Source organism: Desulfosarcina widdelii (assembly GCF_009688965.1).
Taxonomy (GTDB): Bacteria; Desulfobacterota; Desulfobacteria; order Desulfobacterales; family Desulfosarcinaceae; genus Desulfosarcina; species Desulfosarcina widdelii.
Window position 1 is genome coordinate 4809083 of the sequence record NZ_AP021875.1, and the last position, 19068, is coordinate 4828150.

16 protein-coding genes are annotated in these 19068 nt (G+C 57.2%); 6 read left to right on the forward strand and 10 right to left on the reverse strand.

From position 1 onward, the window contains the following. Window positions 1–161 precede the first annotated feature (161 nt). From GN111_RS22110 to GN111_RS22130, 5 genes are all read right to left on the reverse strand, one after another. Window positions 162–1289 (reverse strand): MFS transporter, encoded by a 1128-nt coding sequence (locus GN111_RS22110; protein WP_155305838.1) that lies wholly within the window; start codon window positions 1287–1289, stop codon window positions 162–164. Window positions 1290–1396: 107 nt separating this feature from the next. Then, the gene (locus GN111_RS22115) at window positions 1397–2824 is read right to left on the reverse strand and encodes a TolC family protein (RefSeq protein WP_170302410.1); all 1428 of its coding nucleotides are present in this window, start codon (window positions 2822–2824) and stop codon (window positions 1397–1399) included. 63 nt (window positions 2825–2887) lie between these two features. Continuing rightward, a complete protein-coding gene (locus GN111_RS22120) occupies window positions 2888–6124 on the reverse strand; it encodes an efflux RND transporter permease subunit (protein WP_155305840.1) in 3237 nt (1078 codons plus the stop codon). Next, window positions 6121–7476 carry an efflux RND transporter periplasmic adaptor subunit gene (locus GN111_RS22125; RefSeq protein WP_155305841.1) on the reverse strand — a complete coding sequence of 452 codons (1356 nt, stop codon included), beginning with the start codon at window positions 7474–7476 and terminating at the stop codon, window positions 6121–6123. The genes GN111_RS22120 and GN111_RS22125 overlap by 4 nt, the downstream gene beginning before the upstream one ends. 15 nt (window positions 7477–7491) lie before the next feature. Continuing rightward, on the reverse strand, window positions 7492–7971 hold the full coding sequence (locus tag GN111_RS22130; protein WP_170302411.1) for a MarR family winged helix-turn-helix transcriptional regulator: 480 nt from the start codon (window positions 7969–7971) through the stop codon (window positions 7492–7494). A 368-nt stretch (window positions 7972–8339) separates the two neighbouring features. Here GN111_RS22130 and GN111_RS22135 point away from each other — a divergent pair, with 368 nt between their 5' ends. Genes GN111_RS22135 through GN111_RS22145 form a run of 3 tightly spaced genes read left to right on the forward strand, consistent with a single transcriptional unit; the run spans window position 8340 to window position 10703 of the window. After that, window positions 8340–9098: a MinD/ParA family protein gene (locus GN111_RS22135; protein ID WP_155305843.1), complete on the forward strand. Its 759-nt coding sequence runs from the start codon at window positions 8340–8342 to the stop codon at window positions 9096–9098. Next, entirely contained in the window at window positions 9098–10033 is a 936-nt protein-coding gene (locus GN111_RS22140) for a sensor histidine kinase (protein ID WP_155305844.1), read from the forward strand. Before GN111_RS22135 ends, GN111_RS22140 begins: the two co-directional genes overlap by 1 nt. Window position 10034: 1 nt before the next feature. Next, window positions 10035–10703, forward strand: coding sequence for a response regulator (locus tag GN111_RS22145; protein WP_155305845.1), 669 nt, complete (start codon window positions 10035–10037; stop codon window positions 10701–10703). On the opposite strand, the gene GN111_RS22150 is transcribed toward GN111_RS22145, so the two are convergent. The 5 genes from GN111_RS22150 to GN111_RS22170 are packed head-to-tail and all read right to left on the reverse strand — an operon-like array spanning window position 10700 to window position 15448. Beyond that, window positions 10700–11182, reverse strand: coding sequence for a hypothetical protein (locus tag GN111_RS22150; RefSeq protein ID WP_155305846.1), 483 nt, complete (start codon window positions 11180–11182; stop codon window positions 10700–10702). The genes GN111_RS22145 and GN111_RS22150 overlap by 4 nt on opposite strands. Further along, window positions 11179–12090 carry an SDR family oxidoreductase gene (locus GN111_RS22155; protein ID WP_155305847.1) on the reverse strand — a complete coding sequence of 304 codons (912 nt, stop codon included), beginning with the start codon at window positions 12088–12090 and terminating at the stop codon, window positions 11179–11181. The genes GN111_RS22150 and GN111_RS22155 overlap by 4 nt, the downstream gene beginning before the upstream one ends. Continuing rightward, on the reverse strand, window positions 12074–13006 hold the full coding sequence (locus GN111_RS22160) for a tetratricopeptide repeat protein (protein ID WP_170302412.1): 933 nt from the start codon (window positions 13004–13006) through the stop codon (window positions 12074–12076). Before GN111_RS22160 ends, GN111_RS22155 begins: the two co-directional genes overlap by 17 nt. Window positions 13007–13046: 40 nt before the next feature. Next, a complete protein-coding gene (locus GN111_RS22165; RefSeq protein ID WP_155305849.1) occupies window positions 13047–13811 on the reverse strand; it encodes a YdcF family protein in 765 nt (254 codons plus the stop codon). 8 nt (window positions 13812–13819) lie between these two features. Continuing rightward, window positions 13820–15448 carry an N-acyl-D-amino-acid deacylase family protein gene (locus tag GN111_RS22170; protein ID WP_155305850.1) on the reverse strand — a complete coding sequence of 543 codons (1629 nt, stop codon included), beginning with the start codon at window positions 15446–15448 and terminating at the stop codon, window positions 13820–13822. 392 nt (window positions 15449–15840) lie between these two features. Here GN111_RS22170 and GN111_RS22175 point away from each other — a divergent pair, with 392 nt between their 5' ends. From GN111_RS22175 to GN111_RS22185, 3 genes are all read left to right on the forward strand, one after another. Further along, window positions 15841–17058, forward strand: coding sequence for an aminotransferase class I/II-fold pyridoxal phosphate-dependent enzyme (locus GN111_RS22175; RefSeq protein WP_155305851.1), 1218 nt, complete (start codon window positions 15841–15843; stop codon window positions 17056–17058). A gap of 156 nt (window positions 17059–17214) precedes the next feature. Then, entirely contained in the window at window positions 17215–18081 is an 867-nt protein-coding gene (locus GN111_RS22180; RefSeq protein ID WP_155305852.1) for an ABC transporter substrate-binding protein, read from the forward strand. A 306-nt stretch (window positions 18082–18387) separates the two neighbouring features. Then, the gene (locus tag GN111_RS22185; protein WP_155305853.1) at window positions 18388–18888 is read left to right on the forward strand and encodes an ImmA/IrrE family metallo-endopeptidase; all 501 of its coding nucleotides are present in this window, start codon (window positions 18388–18390) and stop codon (window positions 18886–18888) included. Window positions 18889–19068 lie beyond the last annotated feature (180 nt).

The following is a 19068-nucleotide window of genomic DNA, read 5'->3' on the forward strand; positions in this document are numbered from 1 at the left end:
CACTCAGGCGGTCTTCGCAAACGGCAGGTCGATCCGGCGGTAACCGCCGGTCATAGGGCGTGAATCCAAAATGATACTATATCTTTATTGGCTGTTCAGGTCAAAAAGTTAAGCCTCTTCGGAAATATTTACGGTGGGGATTGGTGCCGGTTGGAAAAGGATCACGTGCGAATCCGTTGGACGGCGATCAAGGAGATCAACGCCATGGCGGAACCGGCAATAAAGGGAATGCGGTAATCGACGATCCACAAATATCCGCCGATGGCCGGTAGAAAGACTGCGGCGATGTGGTTGATGGTGAATCCCACGGCCATGGAGGGGGCCACGTCCCGCGGATCGCCCATTTTCTGGAAGAAGGTGTTGATGGCCATGCTGAAGTTAAAAAAAATATGGTCGAGGATATACAGGCCGCCGGCCACCCATTTGGAGTCGGTGGCGGCGTAGGCCAGAAAAATCACGATCAGGCTGGCGTACTCCAGGCTGAGGACCCGGCGTTCCCCGAAGCGGATGATAGCCCTGCCGATCAACGGGCTGAGAAAGAAATTGATGCTGTTGTTGACGACGAAAAGGATGGTTACGGCCTGCACCGAGTAGTTGAATTTCTGCACTAACAGAAGCACCGCAAAGGCGATGAATATCTGGCGGCGGGCGCCGGCCATCAAGGTGAGAAAATAGTAGAGCCAGTAGCGCTTGCGAAAGATCATGCGCTTGCGCTGGGAGACCATGCCGACAGCGGCCGGCTTGCGGGAAAAGCCCCACAGGGCGACGGCCGCGATGAGCCCTCCGATGATCACATACATGGTGGCAAAATCAAGCACGGCGGCCATGAAAAAAATGAACAGCCCGACGATGATGCTGGAGGCAGCCGAGATGCTGCGCAGCTTGCCAAACACCCAGGGCGAAGCATGCTTGTCGAAGTATTGCAACGTCAAGGACATATTGGTCGTTTCGTAGTAGTGAAACCCGAAACTCATCAACAGGGTCGTCAGGGCCAGTCCGACAAAAGAGGGGAAAAAGCCGGTGGCTGCAATACCCAGCCCCAGCATCAGGATGGAGAAGGCGGAGAGACGGTGTTCAGGGATGAGTCGGATGACAAAAATGGCCAGCAGGGCCAGAAATCCGGGAATTTCCCGGACAGACTGGATGATGCCGATTCCATCGCCATCCAGTCCGGCAACTTCCACGGCAAAATTGTTGAACAGGGTGGTCCAGGCCTGCAGGCCCACGGTCGAGGCGATGGTGAGCATCACCAGGTAGAGATACATGGGATTTTTCTTGACGTGTTCCATGGCAGCGGTGACCTCCTGCGGCTATCGGACCGGCAGCGGGTGGATCGATCTACCACCGATGGTGTCGGGTTGCAAGAATCGGTTGGCTCCTGAAGGATGTGGGTGTTTTATGGGGTTTCGGCGGGCCGATATGCAGCGACAATATTACCAGTGCGGGTTTCAAGCTCGACCCAGGCCTGGCGCAAGGCCACCAGTGCCCTTGCCAGGTTGCTCTGGGCGGTGGTCAGGTCTTTCTGGGCTTCATTGAGACGCACCAGAGAGCCCTGGCCGGCATTGTACTCCTTTTCTACAAGATCCCGCGTGCGTTGGACCAACGCCGCATTTTCCCGCTGAAGTTTTACTTGGGCCTGGGCGGAGGTCACCAGGGCTGCCGAGCTGCGAATGTCCGAGGCGGCGGAAAGGATTTTTTCTTCCAAATTTTTTTCCAATTCCACCTTGCGGTGGCGGGCTTCCCGAACCCTGGCGCGGGTCAGACCCCCGGCAAACAGGTTATAGGAAAGTCCGACCCGGACGCGGTTGCCGAAATCGTCCTGCCCGAATCCCGGATCATCGGTTCGTTCTCCTTCCAGACTGCCGGACAGTACGATCGAGGGGTAGTAATCGGACTGGGCGATCTTCACCTGTGCATCCACCTGTTTGACCTGCCAGCGCGCCTGCTGGATGTCCGGGCGACGGTCCATGGCCGTGGCAATCAGGTCTTCCACCAAAGGCTCGCTTAGCTCTGATTGCGTTTCCGGGTCCAGGCGGGCCAGGCCTACATGCGCCGGCAACCGGGAGTTGGGCAGCCCCAGCAGGGCTGCCAACCCATACAATGCGGTATTGTACTGATACTCCTCGTTGATTCGGCTGGTTTTGGCCTGATTCATGCGCACCTGGAAATTGAGCACATCGCTCAGCGAACCGGTTCCCACCCGTTCGCGGGCTTCGGCATCGTTGAGCTGCCGCTGGTTAAACCGTTCATCGGCCCTGGCGATGGCGATGTTCTCCAGCGCAAGCTGGGCAGAGAAATAAGAGAGCGCCACGGCGGAGATCAACAGACGCCGGGCATCGTTCAAGGCCGCCTTGCTGGACTGTTCGCCATGGCGTGCCGCTGCTGCTGTAAATTTGCGTTCGAATCCGTCAAACAGGGCCCAGGAGGCGGTCAGGTCGGCATTGTAGTACTCCTCGGGATCATCGATGGTGGCCAGGGGGTTCAGGAGTCGTGCCGTTGCGAGGTTCTCCTGGTAGGCATTTTCGGAAAGTTCGACCCGGGCGCCGCCGGCATTGGCATCGAGGCGGGGCCAATAGGCGGCACGGGCCTGGTCCACCTGTGCTTTGGCCTGGCGAACGCGGGCCGATGCGGCATCGAGACCTGGATTGTCCGCCAGCGCGATCTTAACGGCAGTGGCCAGATTCAGGATGTCGATGCGGCTCCAGTCCGTCGGTCCTTCGCTGTTGACCTCAGGATTTTCAGTGGCCGCTTCTATGGCCGGGCTAAACGCAAGAAAGAAACAGACAAGAACAATGGCCGGGCACAGGATGGTTTTTCTCATCATTTTCCTCATTGATCGATTTCCAGTCTCTATGGCATCGAAAGGTCGATGTTCTAATTTCTTGTGCTAATTGCAGACGTCCACGGACGGTGAGCAGGGACCTTTCGGTTCTTCGACCAGTGGATCGACATGTCGATTTCTGGCCGGCTCCACCTCCAGACGCCTGGGCCACCGGCCATGTCGAACACGATGCACGACCAGTCGCAGGTCGCTTAAAATGGCCAGCAGGCTGGGTATGAGAACCAGCGTAAGAACCGTGGCAAAAGCCACCCCTGCGGCAATGGAAAGCGCCATGGGAATGAGAAATTTGGCCTGAAAATCGGTTTCCATGATCAAGGGCGCCAGGCCGCCCACGGTGCTCAATGTGGTCAGGAAAATGGCCCGAAACCGCCGCACGCCTCCCTGCAGGATGGCATCGAAAAAAGGTATGCCGCAAGCCAGGTTCTCGTTGATGCGTTCGATCAGCACGATGGCGTCATTGACCACCACACCGGTTAGCGCCACCATACCGAACATGCTCATCATGGACAGATCGTACCCCAACAGCAGGTGACCGAGGACCGCCCCGATGATGCCGAAGGGCACCGTGAACATGATCACGAAGGGCTGGGCATAGGAGCGGAACATGGTGGCGATGATGATGAAGATGCCCAGGACTGCCAAGGGAAAACCGATTTCGAGGCTGCCGAAGGATTCGCGCATTTTTTTCTGTTCGCCCTGAAGGGCCACGTAGAGGTTAGGATAGCGGTTTTTCAATTCCGGAAAATAGTTGACCGACAGTTCGGCGAAGATTTCGTTGGCATTGGCTTTCTTGGTGTCCACGCCGGCACTTACCGCGACCCGGCGCATGCCGTCGGTACGGGTGATGGTCGAGTAGCCGGGGGCAAAGCTCACATCGGCCACGGACATGAGCGGCACCTCGAAACCGCCGGCGGTGCGGATGCGCACCTGTTCAAAGTCCGAGATCCGGCTGCGCTCGTCGGCCGTGTAGCGTACCTTGACGCGAACGTCATCGCGGCCGCGCTGCAACCGCAGGGCCTCGTCTCCGTAATAGCCGGCATAAACCTGCCGGGCCAGATCCTCCACGGTCAGGCCCAGGGTACGGGCTTCCGGTTTCAGGGCAAGGCGCATCTCGTTTTTGCCCGGCGAAAAGTCGCTGCGGATCTGGTAGACACCGTCGAATTGGCGCAGTCGGCTCATCAGGTCGTCGGCCGCGGCCAGAATGACGCTCATGTCATGACCCTGCAGCCATACCTCTATGGGATCGCCCGGCGGGCCGGCTTCCATGCCGGTAAAGGTCAAAGATTTGATTCCGGGCAGAATGCCGATCTCTTTTTCCCAGGCCACCATCAGGTCTTCGGAATGAATGCCGCGATGTTCGGAATCCAGCATAATCGCCTGCACCGATCCGTAGTTGGGGCCGATGTCGGGGATATCGCTCAGGGTCTGGCCCACCAGGGTCAGACGGTTTTTGACCAGGGGGTCTCCACTGCGCGTCGGATGGGTTTTCTCCAGACGCATCAGGGCCGCTTCGATCTGGGCGATGGCCCGCCGGGTGACATCCGGTGGCGTACCGCTGGGAAATTCAGCCGTCGCGGTCATGACGAATCCGTCCATCTTGGAGAAAACCTCGAATTTGATGATGCCGCTCTGCACCAGGCCGATCGTGAGCATCAAGACGGCCATAGCCGTAGCCAATGAGATGTAACGCCAGCGAAGGGCTTTGCTCAAAAATGGCATATAGATCCGGGCGACGAATTGCTCCATCCAGCGGGAGGTCGTTTCCTGGACCCGGGACAGCCGTCTTACCAGTCGATGCCCTCTGGCCGGGGATCGATTGGGATCGGGCAGGTGGCTCAAGTGGGCCGGAAGCAGGAACAGGCACTCCACCAGGGAGACCACCAGGCAGGCGATCACCACGGCCGGCAGGATGGAGATGAATTTGCCCATGATGCCGCCCACGTAAAACAGGGGAATGAAGGCCACGATGGTGGTCAGCACGGCGGCCACCACGGGCATGCCCACCTCGCTGACCCCGTCGACGGCGGCCTTCAGGGCGGGCTTGCCCTGTTTGCGATGCACGAAAATGGCTTCGCCCACGACGATGGCGTCGTCAACGACAATGCCCAGAACCATGATCAACCCGAAAAGCGAAATCATGTTGATGGTGCCGCCCATGCCCCAGAGGATCAACAAGGCGCCGGCGATGGAGATGGGAATGCCCATGCCGGCCCAGAAAGAGAGGCGGGTGTTCAAAAAGCACCACAGCAACAAAAAGACGATGGAAAGGCCGATGATGCCGTTTTTCAGGAGCAGATCGATGCGCTGGCGCAGCATCTCGGTGTTGTCGTAGAGCATCCGGATCTTAGCGCCTTCAGGCACCTGCTGCTGTTTTGCCGCAATGTAGGCGTTGACGGTCTTGGAAATTTCCAGGGCGTCTTCTTCGGGGGTTTTGTAGACGATTAAAAGCACCGCCGGTTCGCCGTCGATTGTGGCGGCAATGGGATCTTCGGTAAAACCGTCATTGATTTCGGCCAGGCGGTCCAGGGTGATCACATCGCCTTCCGGTCGGGCCAGGACCACGATGGAGGCCAGTTCCGCGCCGGTGTATTTCCGGCCCATGGTACGTACACGGATTTCCTCTTCGCGGGTGCGGATGGTGCCGCCGGCCAGGTTCAAGTTGCTGCGGCGCACCGCACCGGCCACATCGTCAAAGGTAAGTCCATACTCGCGCAACTTTTCTTCGGAAACCTCGATGGCAATTTCATAATCGCGCGCACCGAAGGTTTCCACCTGGGAGATATTGGGCAACTGCTGGATTTCGTCTTTTGTCTGTTCGGACCATTCCTTGATGCGGCGCTCGGACATGTCGCCGGACAGGTAGAGCAAGGCCACCACGTCCTTTAGCAGCAATTCGCTGATCACCGGTTTTTCCGCATCCGCCGGAAAGGTGGAGATGGCGTTGACCTTGGTGCGCACCCGCTCAAGCACATCGTCCACATCGTAGTCCTCGCGGACTTCGATGTTGGCCGAGCCCAACCCTTCAGACGATTCGGTGGTGTACTGCTTGATGCCCTCGAGACCTTCGATGGCCTCTTCGATCTTGCGGCTGATGCCTTCCTCCACCTCTTCCGGGTCTGCTCCGGGGTAGGGCACCGCAATGGTAATCATATCCAGGGAAAACTCCGGAAATGTCTCGCGGATCATGTTGGCTGTGGCGATGTAGCCGGCAACAAAGATCAGCACCAGTACGATATTGGCGAAGACCGTGTTGCGGGCAAAGGCGGCAAGCATCTGTTTCATGAGGTCGACTCCTTGTCAGCCGTGTCGACAAAATCCAGCAGGCTGTTTTCCAGGGGATCGATGAGCCGGGTGACGATCACCCTGTCGCCGGTGCCGATTCCCTGACTGACATAGACATGTTCTCCCTCGATACGTGCAACGGCCACGTCCACCGTCTTCAATCGGTTTTCGGCGGTTGCCAGGTAGGCCTTGTTCTCGAAGCTTACCGCCTGGCGGGGAAGCCGGACGACCTGCTTCATGGTCTGTCCGGGGATGTCGACCTGGCAGAACATTCCTTCCACAAGGGGAAGGGGGCTGCTGCCGCCGTTACCGGCCGCCTCGCCGGAAATCCTCACCGCCACCGTCAGGGTTCGCGTCTGCTGGTCGAATTTGACGATGCGGTGGAGCGTTCCCGTCCAGCGCGATCCGTTTTTGTCTTCGGTCCAGCGAATGGTGCAGACCACCGGTTGGAGTCCGGCGAACCAGGCCGTTGGAGCGCTGTCGCCGGAAGGCGCTTTAAACTGCAGCCACTTGCGGGCATCCCTGCTGTCCAGGGGGACCTGGATCTCCAGCAGGCTGTCGTCGGCCAGGGTCAGCACGTGCTGGCCGGGAGAGACAAACTGCCCGGTCTCCAGGGCTACCATCTTAATGCGGGCATCGAAGGGCGCTTTCACCGTGGCTCTGGACAGGTTGGCCGCAGCCACCGCAAGGCGGGCTTTTGCCGACACCAGACTGCTTTCAGCCTCTTTGATCTGAAGCGGATAGAGGCTTACCGCCTGTTCCATCTGGTCCGCCTGGTCCAAGGCGCTGTTGTAGCCTCGTTCGGCCTGATCCACGCCGGAGCGGGTGCCGACCCGGTCCACATCGTACAGGCGCTGGACCCGATCGAACTCGGTTTTGGCCAGCTGGGCGCTGCGCTGCAGGGTTTTCAACCGTTGGGTATCGATGGTTAGCTGCTTTTTCAGCCGCGCTACGGTATTCTGCCATTGAGAGACCCCCGCTTTGGCCTCCCGAAGGCCGGCTTCATAGTCGGCGGGGTCGATCCGAAACAGGATCTCGCCGGCGGGAATGACCTGTCCGGTTTTCAGATTGGGATGGACGTGGATCGCCTTGCCGGAAATTTCCGGTGCAAGGGCCACTTCGGTGACCACCCGGGCCTGCCCATAGCCGGTGATGACGACCGGATAATCCCTTGGCTTTGCGGTCAAGGTCTCTACCTTGATCGCCTGCTCTTCGCTTTTGGCCTCGGCAGGGGGCTGTTTCAGGCTGGCCAGTCCCTTCATTCCCACCCATCCGACCAGTAGAATCAGGGTGCAAACGACTATGCGGACCATGACATGTTTTTTCGGACGGTTGATTGCGTTGTTTCCCATTTTAATTGCCTTGCCTCAGGTTGAAAGATGGTTGTTTTTTTCCAATACGTCTTTGACCCGATCCAGCACTTCGCACCACATTTGAGTGGTTTTCGGCCCGACCGCCTCCACCAGCCTGACGAAAGCACCCAATACTTTTTCCTCGACCCGGCTGATCTCTTCAATGGCTTCCGTTGATACCCGGATGACGACTTTGCGCCGGTCCTCGCTGCTGGGCGTGCGGGTCAAAAGCCCCCGTTCCACCAGCCGGTCCACCATGGTGGACACCGAAGGCGGCGATACACTTAACAGGGCCGCCAACTGGGTTACCGATACCGCTTCGCGAACCCGGATCATCAGGACCATGTTCATCTGTGAGGAGGATAATTCGCCAAAACGGTGGTCGTCGCCTTCTGCCATGCAGGCTGCCGTGATGGTCTGCTGCACCAGGTCATGAACCTTCCGTCCGGTGGTGAAGATGTAGCGGGCGCTTGCCAGGGTATTTGGATCTGTCATCGATGCCTCCGTATTTTTCGCATCCATCCGGCTTTTTGGTTACAGATATCCGTTAGGAGGCTTCATAATAAGGAAAATAAAATATTTATCAAGTTAATATTTAGTTAGATTAATAATTTTTTGTCTGCATGGGAGCACAGGCAGAGGCTGTCGAATATTATTCTGCTATGATAATAATAGGATACAAATATTTTTCGAGGAATGCTTGGCAACCAGGTAACGAATTGTAACAAATCGTAGTGACTTGTTTTCGGTGCCGGGATTTGCCTTGGTTTTAATCTGGCTTGCGTGTTAAAGAAAGTTCATCGGGGGCCGATATTGTGGGAAACAGTTGCGTTCACCCTTACGATTTCCCGAATGGAAACCCTATGTCCCCGAACAAGAAGATGCCGCTGACGCTTTGCGTAACCAGCGGTAAAGGCGGTGTGGGCAAAACCAGCTTTACGGTCAATTTTGCCCTGGCCCTCGCCCGTAATGACAACCGCGTTCTCGTGGTGGACGGCGACATGGGGCTGGCCAATGTGGATGTGCTGCTTCGGCTGTCGGTCAAGCACAATATCCGGGACGCCCTGGAAAGCGGCGCCGACCCGCGCCAGGCACTGATTTTCGCACGCCCCAACCTGGCCGTTCTGCCGGGTGCCTCCGGTGTCCCGGAAATGGTGTCGCTGGGCGTCAAGCAGCAGGCCCGGCTGGCCGATTTCATCAAATCGGTCTCGGTGGATTTCGATTACGTCCTCATCGACACCGCTGCGGGCATTGGCTCTTCGGTATTGTGGTACAATCGGTATTCGGATCACAACATTTTTATTCTGAGTCCGGACCCCACCTCCATGACCGATGCTTATGCCCTGATCAAGCTTTTATCCAGGGATCACGGAATCGGCCGGTTCAACCTGGTACTCAATTTTGTCCGCGGCGCGCGCGAAGGCAGTCACACCGTGGATACGATCAAGCGGGTGACGCAGCGATTTCTCAACCTTGAGCTTGCCCACCTGGGCAGCATCCCGGAAGACAGGGCCGTCCGCCAGGCGGTGCTCGACCAGTTGCCATTCGTCGAGCAGACGCCGGGAAGCAAAGCGGCACGAGCCATCCACGAAATGGCGCAACGAGTTCATACATTGCTCTGATGATCATCGAACAAGCCATTCTTCTCCGCAGTCTCGCCCGATTCAGCGCTGGTTTTTGCGGGTTCGCGGTCATTGCTGCCGGATCGCAGGTGTTTGCCGCGAAAGGCGCAGGCGGTGGTGCGTCCACGAGTTTTTTCTGGATCGCCATCTGGCTCGCCGTGCTGATGGTCCTGGTTTTTCTGGGCTACCTGCGCCAGAATCGGATGGTTAAAAGCAAAACCGCCGAACTGCGGCGGGAGCTTTTCGAACGCCAGATGGCCGAAAAGGAACTGCTGGCATCGGAGCAGCACCTGCGGCAGTCGCTGACGGAAAAAGAGTCGCTGCTCAAAGAAATTCATCATCGGGTAAAAAACAACCTGCAGATCGTCTCCAGCCTGCTGTACCTGCAGGAAGAGTACATGCAGGATGCCAAAGGCGTGGAGATCCTGCGCGAAAGCCAGAACCGGGTCAAATCCATGGCCTTGATTCACGAGCAGCTATACGGCACGACGGATCTGGCGAAAATCGATTTTGGCCGCTACATTCAGGGGCTGGCCGCCAACCTGTTCGATGCCTATGGCATCGAGCCGGCCCGCATCCGACTCGACGTCCGCGCCGAAGATATCTTCTTGGGGGTGGACATGGCCGTGCCCTGCGGATTGATCATCAACGAACTGGTATCCAATGCGCTCAAGCACGCCTTTCCGTCCCGGAAAACAGGAATGATCGAGATTGCCGTTGCCACCCATAGCGGTGGCCGACTGGAGATTGTGGTGGCCGACGACGGCATTGGTCTGGCCGTTCCCCATGACGATGCGGAAAAAAGAACGTTGGGCTTGCGGCTCATTGACACGCTTGTTGCGCAGCTTGACGGCACAGTGGATGTTCAAACCGATCATGGCACCCGTTTCGGCATTATGCTGAACGCACCCGGGCAAACCAAAAAGGAGCAGTGAGATGACACCGGCGACGATTCTAGTGGTGGAAGATGAAGGTATTGTGGCGCAGGAGATCAAAAGCCGTCTGGAAAAATCCGGGTATACCGTATGCGCCGTCGCCCATGACGGGAAATCCGCCATCGCCCATGCCGGCGAGAAGAAGCCGGATCTGGTTCTCATGGACATCCGGCTCAAAGGGGAAATGGACGGCATTGAAGCAGCGGGAATCATCGGCGAGCGCTTCGGCATCCCCGTGGTCTACCTCACCGCCTACACGGACCCGGATACCCTGGAGCGGGCCAAGGTCAAGGATCCTTTCGGATACGTCGTCAAACCCTTCGAGACCCGCAGCCTGATCGTTTCCATCGAGATCGCCCTGCACCGCCACCGCAGCGAAGCTGAGCGCATTTACCGGGAAAAGCTCCAGGCCGTACTGGAAACCGCGGGGGCGATCTGCCATGAGATGAACCAGCCCATGATGGCCATCTCCGGCCACACGGAACTGCTCATGGATACCCTTGACCCTGGTGACCCTATCTACCTGAAAATCGAGAAGATCAAATCCCAGGTGGAGCGCATGAGCGCCATCACCCAGAAACTCATGGGCATCACCCGGTACGAAACCAAGGACTATGTCCAGGGCGAGCGTATCGTGGATATTGAAAAGTCGTCGTTTACTTTTGACTAATTGCCGTTGCGGCTTTTACGGGAACGTTCGTTCTGACGGTTGGCGGTCCGCAGCAGACGCAGCAGATGCCGATAATAATGGAAGCTGGCCAGAAAAAGGGCTCCGCCAATGGCTGTGTAGACAATGGCAAGCGCTGCCCTCGGAATCGGTGAGCGGCGCAGGGTGATGCCCAGGACGATCATGAAGGCGATGATCAGGTAGCTCTTCCAGGCCTGGAAGGCAAAGAAGCATCCTTTGTCGGACAACTGCCGCAGCCGTCGGATGTTTCTGCGGGCAATGCCGCTGAATCCCCATTGCAGGGCCGCAACAGCCACAACCAGTCCCACCAGTTCCAATTCGATACCCAGGACAAGGCCTTCGGTACTGAGCCAGTTCATCGCGGCGAAGCACATCGAAAGGCCGACGACACTCCACAACACGCCGCAGGCGGCAAACAGCCAGCACTTGGGGACATCCGGTTTCAGGCGCGCCAGGATCATGGCTGCCCCTTTCGAAAGGTGTTTACCATCCGCTCCAAAGTAAGATCCAGGTCCGCCGGATCGTATCCCAGGCGGTACGCCCGCTGGCTGTTCAGGGAAACATCCGGCGAGCGGGGTGCCGCCGCTGCCACTTCCCTGATTGAAACAGGGCGAATGTTGGCGTCCTTGCATTCCATAATCACCGCCAGGCGCCGTCCCATCTCGTAGCGGGAAATCCGGCGTCGGCCCCCCAGATTCAGGATCCCTGAGGTTTTCCCCATCACGGTGAGAATTCCGGCCGCTGCGCTTTGTCCATCCACCGGCGTCCGAAATTCATCCGCGAAAAGATTCATGGAAGTCCCCGTCTCAATGGCCTTGAGCATTTCAAAACTGAAGTTGCCTCGAAAACCGCCGGACAGGCCGATCATCAAGGGCAGCCTGCAGATCAACGCCTTGGGCCAGCAGGCCATCACGCGCTGTTCCGCTTCGACTTTCTGACGGCCGTAGGCGGCTATAGGCGTGGTTGCATCGTCTTCGGCGTATGGCGGACGGGTGCCGTCGAACACCAGGTCCGTGGAGGTGAACACAAAGGGAATCTTCCATCTTGCGCATTGGCCGGCCAGGCTTTCCGTTGCCGTGACATTGATCCGCCGGGCTTCGTCGATGTGGCGTTCACAGAAGGCGGGGTCGCTTGCCGCAGCGGCGTGGATTACGGCCTGAGGGCGAATGCGATCGAAAAGAGTGGCCATAACATCGCTGTCGGTCAAATCGCCCGTTACAGGGGTTGCGTCGTAAACAGTCACCCGATGTCGGCAGCCGACGCCGTAGACAGACCATTCGGAAGCGGCCAGACGGCAGAGGTGCCATCCGAGAAAGCCGCTGGCACCGGTGATCAGCAGTCGACGGGGATGATTACCTGCAGACGACATCGACCGCTTCACCCGCCAGCCACTGGTTGATGTAATGAACGGTTATCCGGGTGTCGCTTCCAGCTTGTCCGGCCAGGGATTCCAGACGATCCAGATTGTCCAGCACGATTTTGCGATTGCCCATCAGGGCGTAAATTTTCAGGCTGCGCTCAAGGCAGTCCAGGGCGCTCTCATTTTGGCCTGATCGCTCGTAAATATCAGCCATGGCCAAAAGGTCCGCGGCCATGCCACGGGAAAAGCCAGCCCCCCGATCCAGATCCAGGGCCTGTTGAAACAGGGCCATGGCCTTCTCGTCGTCACCGGAGCGCATCAACACCCTCGCCCGGGTAAAGCGAATCGTGGCCGCGGCCGGGGACTCTGCTTCGGCAGCGCTGGAATCGGCCTGGTCCAGCAGGGTCAACGCATCGTCATAGCGCATTTCCTTCATTGCCAGCACGGCCCGATGGTTGAAAAGCATGGTCGAGACTGAACCGCTTAGCGTGGAAATCAACTGCGCTTCGTCCAAAAGCGTCTCGGCCCCGGACAGGTCATCCGAATCGATGAGCAACGCGGCTTTGCCGGACAAGGCCCGGGCCGTTACCGTCTGGTCGTCGCAGCGCCTGGCAGCGGCAATGGCGGCATCGTAAAACAAAAGTGCATTTTCCCGGTTGTCTGCCAGTCGATGTAGATGGGCCAGGCCGATGAGGCTGCGGGCCACGCCTTGCGACTGGTCGTGAAGGCTGAAATGTTCGTAGGCCGTCTGAAAATGTTCCAGGGCTTTGCGGCTGCAGCCCCGATGATACCAGTACATCCCCAACTTCAATTCTCGATCTCCCTGACCGGAGCGGTCGACGGAAGTTGTTGTTTTAGTTGTGGCGGCGCAGGCCCAAATGCCCGTTGCGGCCAGCAGCAAGATTACTACAAGGATTTTTCTCATTGTTTGTTTTCCCATGAAATACCGGTTCCCTGAGATTGCGCTACAATTCGATTAACCGATAGTACAGCATTCCCCAATATTCGTGAAGTGCCATGGCGGAGGTATGCAGGGCCCCCGCATTGGGCAGCAGGTGCCGCGGGCCGTAGTAAGCGCCTTGCGCTCCCAAAAAATTGGCGGGAAACGGCGTGACCGGCAACTCGGAGGCCTCGAAGGCCATGCAGGCGCGTTTCAGGTGCGAGGCCGCGGTGAGTAAAATGGGTTTCGAAAATCCGCGCCGGCGGCAAATGGCGGCACTCAGGCGTGCGTTCTGGGCCGTATCCCGGGCCTTGTCTTCGATGATAATATGATTGTACGGCACGCCCAGATCCACCAGAAATCGTCGGACAATCGTGGCTTCGGCAGTCGAGTTATCTTCGTAAACCTTGCCGCCGGTGACGATAATGGGTAGTCGCAGCCGCCGGTAAAGCCTTACGGCGGTTACGATCCGGCCCATCATCGCCTGCGTTGGCGCCCCATTTCCGCTGAGATCCGGAACTTCTCCGATCACACCTCCGCCCAAGAGGATGATGACGTCGCCCGATGGGTGTTCGGGGAAAGAGAATTCCGACTCCAGTCCCTGCATCAGCCCGTTGGCTACCGGCGCAGTGGAAAGAGCCCAAAGAGCCAGGCCGATCAGAACATTGACCATGCCGATGCGCCAGCGTCGGCTGCGAATCAGCAGCAGGCCGATAATAATGATTGGTATGATGAAAATCCCCGGGGGAAGCAGGAAAGGCGCAACGATTTTTTTAACGGCGAACATCATCGCTCCCTTCAAGTGCGCAACACCCGTCCACAGCGGGTATTCTTTATGCAGGCGCCGTCGCTGACCACCTGACGTCCATTGATGAATACATGGCGGATGCCCTTCGGCCGGCCGGTTCCTTCAGGTGAAGTCGTGTCGTTGACGGTTTCCGGATCGAAAATGACCAGATCGGCAGCCTTTCCCGGAACAAGCGTACCCCGATCAACCAGCCCGAAGCGCCGGGCGCAGGCCCCGGTCATGCGAAAGACTGCATCCTCTATGGCAAAAAGCCTGCGTTCGCGGCAGCAGGTCCCCAGGATTTTAGGAAAGGTCCCCAATGCAGAGGGATTGGGAAGCCCTTGCCCCTTGATAATCGCATCGGTTTCGAAGAGACAGCAGGGATGTGCCAGTACCGCGTCCAGGACGGCTTCATTGCCGGGTTCTCCACTGTAAGCATGAAACAGCATGGTGGCCTTTCCTTCCGATGCGCGGCTCAAGTGGAGCAGGGCTTTGAACGGCGAAAGGTTCCATTGGCGTGCCACCTGATCCATGGTCATGCCGTTGAGGTGTTCCCATCCGGGGACGACGGCATCCAGGATCTGAAAATCGGGATAGGTAAAGCCCACCAGGCGGAAGCCGATTTCCAGTTCCAGCCGCAGGCGGGCCAGCAGCCAAGGATTTGAGAACCCGTGGGGAAGGGTTTTGAGAAACCAGGCGGGCAGCAGAACATCGATCAGGGTGTTCCCGGCGGTGAAAGGAAACGCGTCGATCATCACGTCTACACCTTCCGAACGGGCTTTGTCCACCATTTGCAAGGCTTGCCGGGCCGACGGCCAACTTTTTCTGCCGACGAAAATAAAGTGGGAAATCTGCAGCGTCGCCCCCGTTCGGCGGGCCACATCCAGCGTCTCCCGCAGGGCTTTCAGGTTGTGGGCTTCCCGGGTTGTAATCGGATAGACCGGAGATATCCGGCTGTAGGCTTTCATATGAACCGTGACCGGCTTCTGGGCTGCGGCGGCAGTCCTGCAGAAAGCGTCGATTTCTGCGTCCGGGGCATACATCCCCGGTTCGTAGCCCAACCCGAAGCTCAAACCGCAGGCTCCCTGATCGAGCGCATCCTCCAGGACCCGCTGGCAGCCCGTGAGTTCTTCGGCAGGCAGAGCGCCTTTTTTGTTTTCCGAAGCGGCCATGCGAATGGAGGCATGGCCGACCAATTGGGCCAGGTTTACGATGGGTTCGTTTTGTGCCACAGCGTCCAGAAAGTCGCCGACCGTTTGCCAGGCAAAAGGAAATTCCCGGCCGGTGAAAAGAATCGCCTCTTTTTGCCGTTGGCCCATGTTCTGCTGTGTTGGCGCAGGGGCGGGAGAAAAGCCGCAGTTGCCTCCCACCACAGTCGTCACACCCTGCTCCACCAGGCAGGCAAGGATGGAGGATTGGTCGGGCAGGGCCAGTATCCAGTCGGCATGGGCGTGCATGTCGATGAATCCGGGGCACAGGACCTGGCCTTCGGCATCTACGACGGTGTCTGCCTCGGGCAGGTTTTCCCGTGGCGTAAAAATATCCCGGATGCGGTCGCCGTCGGCCATCAGATGCCCGGCGTAAGCGGGCTTGCCGGTTCCGTCGATGATCGAAGCATTTTTCACCAGCAGCGTTGTCATTTTTGTCTCCCCGAGCCCTGTCGCGCGATTGCCATAGACACAGGGGTATTATACTGCATTTGAAAATACCCGGTCAAACAATGCTGGTAAAAGATTCAATGCGTTGACATCAGGCCTTGGCGTTTGGTATGAGGAAACAAGTATTCGAGAACTGTCTGAACGAAAGGCAATCACCGTGAACTGGCGTATGACCCTCGCCGCGGCGGCCGCAACGGACTCGGTCCCTTGACGGACGGCGCCAGCGAACCAATCGACTGAATCGCCGTACATCATTGGGCCGGACCCGACGCCGGCCCCGTTTGCTCAACCCCCCGGGCCGGATGGCCTCAGGGGGTTTTTTATTTCAGGACCGATGAAAAGGCTTTTTGTTAACCTGCGAGAAGGAGAAAACCATGACGGACGAAAAGACGATCCGATTCGCCGAACGCATGTCCCAACTGCCCCCCTACCTGTTCGGCATGATCAACAAAATGAAGATGGAGCGCCGCTGGAACGGGGAGGATGTCATCGACCTGGGCATGGGCAATCCGGTGGACCCGGCGCCGGAAACGGTCATCGAAAAGCTTTGTGACGTGGCTCAGGATCCCAAGACCCATCGCTACCCCGTGGCCGGCGGCATGCGCAACCTGCGTCGGGAAATCGCCCTTTATTATCAGCGCAACTATCAGGTGGATCTGGATTCGGAGAACGAGGTCATCTGCACCATTGGATCCAAAGAGGGCATTTCTCACCTTTGCCTGGCCCTGGTGGGGCCGGGAGATACGGTGCTGGTGGCGGCGCCGGCCTTTCCCATTCACGTATACGCCGCCGTTATCGCCGGCGCCAGCGTGATCCGGGTACCCATCGCTTCGGAGGACGAATTCGTCGCGCGCATCACCACCATGTGCGAGTCGTTGACCCCGGGGCCCCGGCTGCTGATGCTCAACTATCCCCACAACCCGACGGGAACCCTGGCCTCCAGGGACTTTTTCGCACAGATCGTGGACCTGGCCAAACGCTACAATTTCATGGTGGTCAACGATTTCGCCTATGCCCGCATCACCTTCGACGGCTACACGGCACCCAGTTTTCTCGAAGTCCCCGGCGCCATCGATGTCGGGGTGGAGTTCGGCTCCTTTTCCAAATCCTACAACATGGCCGGCTGGCGGGTGGGCTATTGCGTTGGGAACCCGAAAATCATCGAGGGACTGGGCCGCATCAAGGGATATTATGACTACGGCATCTTTTCCCCTATCCAGATTGCCGGCATCGTGGCCATGCGCGACTGCGAGGAAGACATCGCCGCCCAGGCCCAGCTCTACCAGAGCAGGAGGGATGTCATGTGCGAGGGGTTGGAACGCATGGGCTGGCCGGTGGAAAAGCCCAAAGCCGGTATGTTCGTGTGGGTGAAGATTCCGGAACCCTGGTGCCAAATGGGGTCGCTGAAGTTCGCCGTCGAGATGATGGAGCGGGCCAATGTGGCCGTGACCCCCGGTGCGGGCTTCGGCGAAGAGGGCGACGGCTACCTGCGGCTGGCCTTGGTGGAGAACGAAAACCGCATCCGCCAGGGGCTCAAACAGATGCGGCGGGTGCTTTCCGAGATGGAACCGGAGGTGGCGGCCGGTCAGTAATCGGTGTCGGTTTGGGTTGTCATTGGTGATAATAAGAATTTCTAATTATTACAGTTTTGTGTTGTTGACATGCGGATGTCTTATTCGTTATCCATAATTGCTCGCCAAAGATCCACCATTCCATCAGGTACCCACCATTCAACAAGGAGGCGTCCCATGCAACGCAAAACCACCGTAATATCGATTCTTGCCCTTGCTATGATCTTTTTTCTTTTTCCGCTGAACGCAGTCGGCCAGGAAGATTGTAAGGCGGTCTATGGCCAGGGAGACACCACCCTGCGCCTGGCCACCGGCAGCCCCGGCGAACTGGGGCTGGTGGAAGTTCTGGCCCGGGCCTTCAACGAGAACCATTCGGTGCGGCTGTGCTGGAAAAAAGCGGGATCGGGAAAATCGCTCAAGCTGCTTCAAGCGAAAGCCGTCGATGTCATCATGGTGCATGCCCCGGCAGCAGAAAAACAGGCCGTTGCGGACGGCTGGGCCATCAAACGCAGCCTGCTGGGCTCCAACGAGTTTTACATCGTCGGCCCCACGGCCGATCCGGCCGGCATTGCCGGTGCGAAAACGGCGGCCGATGCGTACAAGCGCATCGCAGATGCCCGATCGACCTTTTTCTCGCGGGGCGACAATTCCGGTACCCACAAAAAGGAGATGTTCATCTGGAAAACGGCCGGCATCCAACCGGCGGGTGACTGGTATCAAATCACCAAGACCTTCATGATGGCCACCTTGAAAATGGCCGATAAATCCAAGGGCTATTTCATGACGGACAGCAGCACCTGGGTGGCCGCCAAAAAGGAACTGGGCAACCTCAAGATTCTCTTCCGCGGCGATCCGGTGCTGATCAATACCTACCATGCCCTGTGCCAACCGGATGGTGCCACACCGGCCCAGCCCATGGCGGCCGCGTTTGTCGACTTCCTTGTATCTGATGAGGGGCAGCAGATCGTCCGCATGTACGGCGTGGACCGATACGGCGAGGGGCTTTACAACGATGCCGCCTACGCCAAGCAGTACGAGCACTGATGGTTGTGGGCGACTCGGTTCAAAATAGCACATGTTCTATGTGTTGGGTTTTTTGACCAATTATGGGCAGGGTTCATGTCAGGATGGGATTGTCGACCTTGATATCAAAAAAGGGAAAATTTGATGAACTCGTAAAAAGTGACTGGCTCGTCATGCCGGACTCGATCCGGTATCCAGAACGTATTGATACAAATGGATTCCGGCCTTCGCCGGAATGACGCTATATTGGCAGTTTCGATTTTTACGAGACTATCAAATTTGCCCGCCTCAATGTCAACTTATCAGGTCAAATTGACCTGATAATCAATGGTTAACCGAGAATATAGAAGAGAAATGCTATATTGTGGCATATTAAATAATGGAATCGTTGAAACGGCTCTTTGCTATCTGCCTGACAATATCTGGAATCAAATAAACGGGAAAATTGCAATTACTACGCTCAACAGCGACGCTTGTCGCTTAGCACAAAAAATCTGTAAACATGACGAAATAGTTGTCCTGTCTCCTTGGATATTTACCTACATACCAGCAGGAGCTTGCGAGGCTGATAGAGAATTTAGATATTTCATTTTCTGTATTTTACATGAAATTGCCCATGCTATCTTAAAACATTCTCCTCCTGAGGAGTTGTCGTCCAAAGAAAATGAGGAGCAAGAAGATGAAGCCGATAAATATGCAATAGAGTGGTTTAATAAATATGTATTGGAAAATGCCAGAAAAGGCTTAACCCAAATCAATATTGAAGAAATCAGAGAGATACAAGAAGAATATCAGAGAAAGACAGCACAGCTTATAAATTGGGGCTAACAATAAGTATAGGAGACCACCGGGGCCATAGCTCTTGGAAAGGTTTTTTAAAGGAGGTATTTTATCTGGTTTATTGTAGTCGGTGGAATGCCCCGGTGGCGACTGGACTTCAGCGCTGATTAGGTTCCACACCGCCCAACAATCCGGCCGTTAGGAAACATTTGGTTTTGAGGTCAAGGT

Coding starts and splice junctions, on each gene's coding strand:
- GN111_RS22115 (WP_170302410.1), bottom strand. CDS start 2,824: ATGATGAGAAAAACCATCCTGTGCCCGGCCATTGTTCTTGTCTGTTTC.
- GN111_RS22135 (WP_155305843.1), top strand. CDS start 8,340: ATGTCCCCGAACAAGAAGATGCCGCTGACGCTTTGCGTAACCAGCGGT.
- GN111_RS22160 (WP_170302412.1), bottom strand. CDS start 13,006: ATGAGAAAAATCCTTGTAGTAATCTTGCTGCTGGCCGCAACGGGCATT.
- GN111_RS22185 (WP_155305853.1), top strand. CDS start 18,388: ATGGTTAACCGAGAATATAGAAGAGAAATGCTATATTGTGGCATATTA.
- GN111_RS22140 (WP_155305844.1), top strand. CDS start 9,098: ATGATCATCGAACAAGCCATTCTTCTCCGCAGTCTCGCCCGATTCAGC.
- GN111_RS22130 (WP_170302411.1), bottom strand. CDS start 7,971: ATGACAGATCCAAATACCCTGGCAAGCGCCCGCTACATCTTCACCACC.
- GN111_RS22165 (WP_155305849.1), bottom strand. CDS start 13,811: ATGATGTTCGCCGTTAAAAAAATCGTTGCGCCTTTCCTGCTTCCCCCG.
- GN111_RS22150 (WP_155305846.1), bottom strand. CDS start 11,182: ATGATCCTGGCGCGCCTGAAACCGGATGTCCCCAAGTGCTGGCTGTTT.
- GN111_RS22120 (WP_155305840.1), bottom strand. CDS start 6,124: ATGAAACAGATGCTTGCCGCCTTTGCCCGCAACACGGTCTTCGCCAAT.
- GN111_RS22175 (WP_155305851.1), top strand. CDS start 15,841: ATGACGGACGAAAAGACGATCCGATTCGCCGAACGCATGTCCCAACTG.
- GN111_RS22145 (WP_155305845.1), top strand. CDS start 10,035: ATGACACCGGCGACGATTCTAGTGGTGGAAGATGAAGGTATTGTGGCG.
- GN111_RS22155 (WP_155305847.1), bottom strand. CDS start 12,090: ATGTCGTCTGCAGGTAATCATCCCCGTCGACTGCTGATCACCGGTGCC.
- GN111_RS22125 (WP_155305841.1), bottom strand. CDS start 7,476: ATGGGAAACAACGCAATCAACCGTCCGAAAAAACATGTCATGGTCCGC.
- GN111_RS22170 (WP_155305850.1), bottom strand. CDS start 15,448: ATGACAACGCTGCTGGTGAAAAATGCTTCGATCATCGACGGAACCGGC.
- GN111_RS22110 (WP_155305838.1), bottom strand. CDS start 1,289: ATGGAACACGTCAAGAAAAATCCCATGTATCTCTACCTGGTGATGCTC.
- GN111_RS22180 (WP_155305852.1), top strand. CDS start 17,215: ATGCAACGCAAAACCACCGTAATATCGATTCTTGCCCTTGCTATGATC.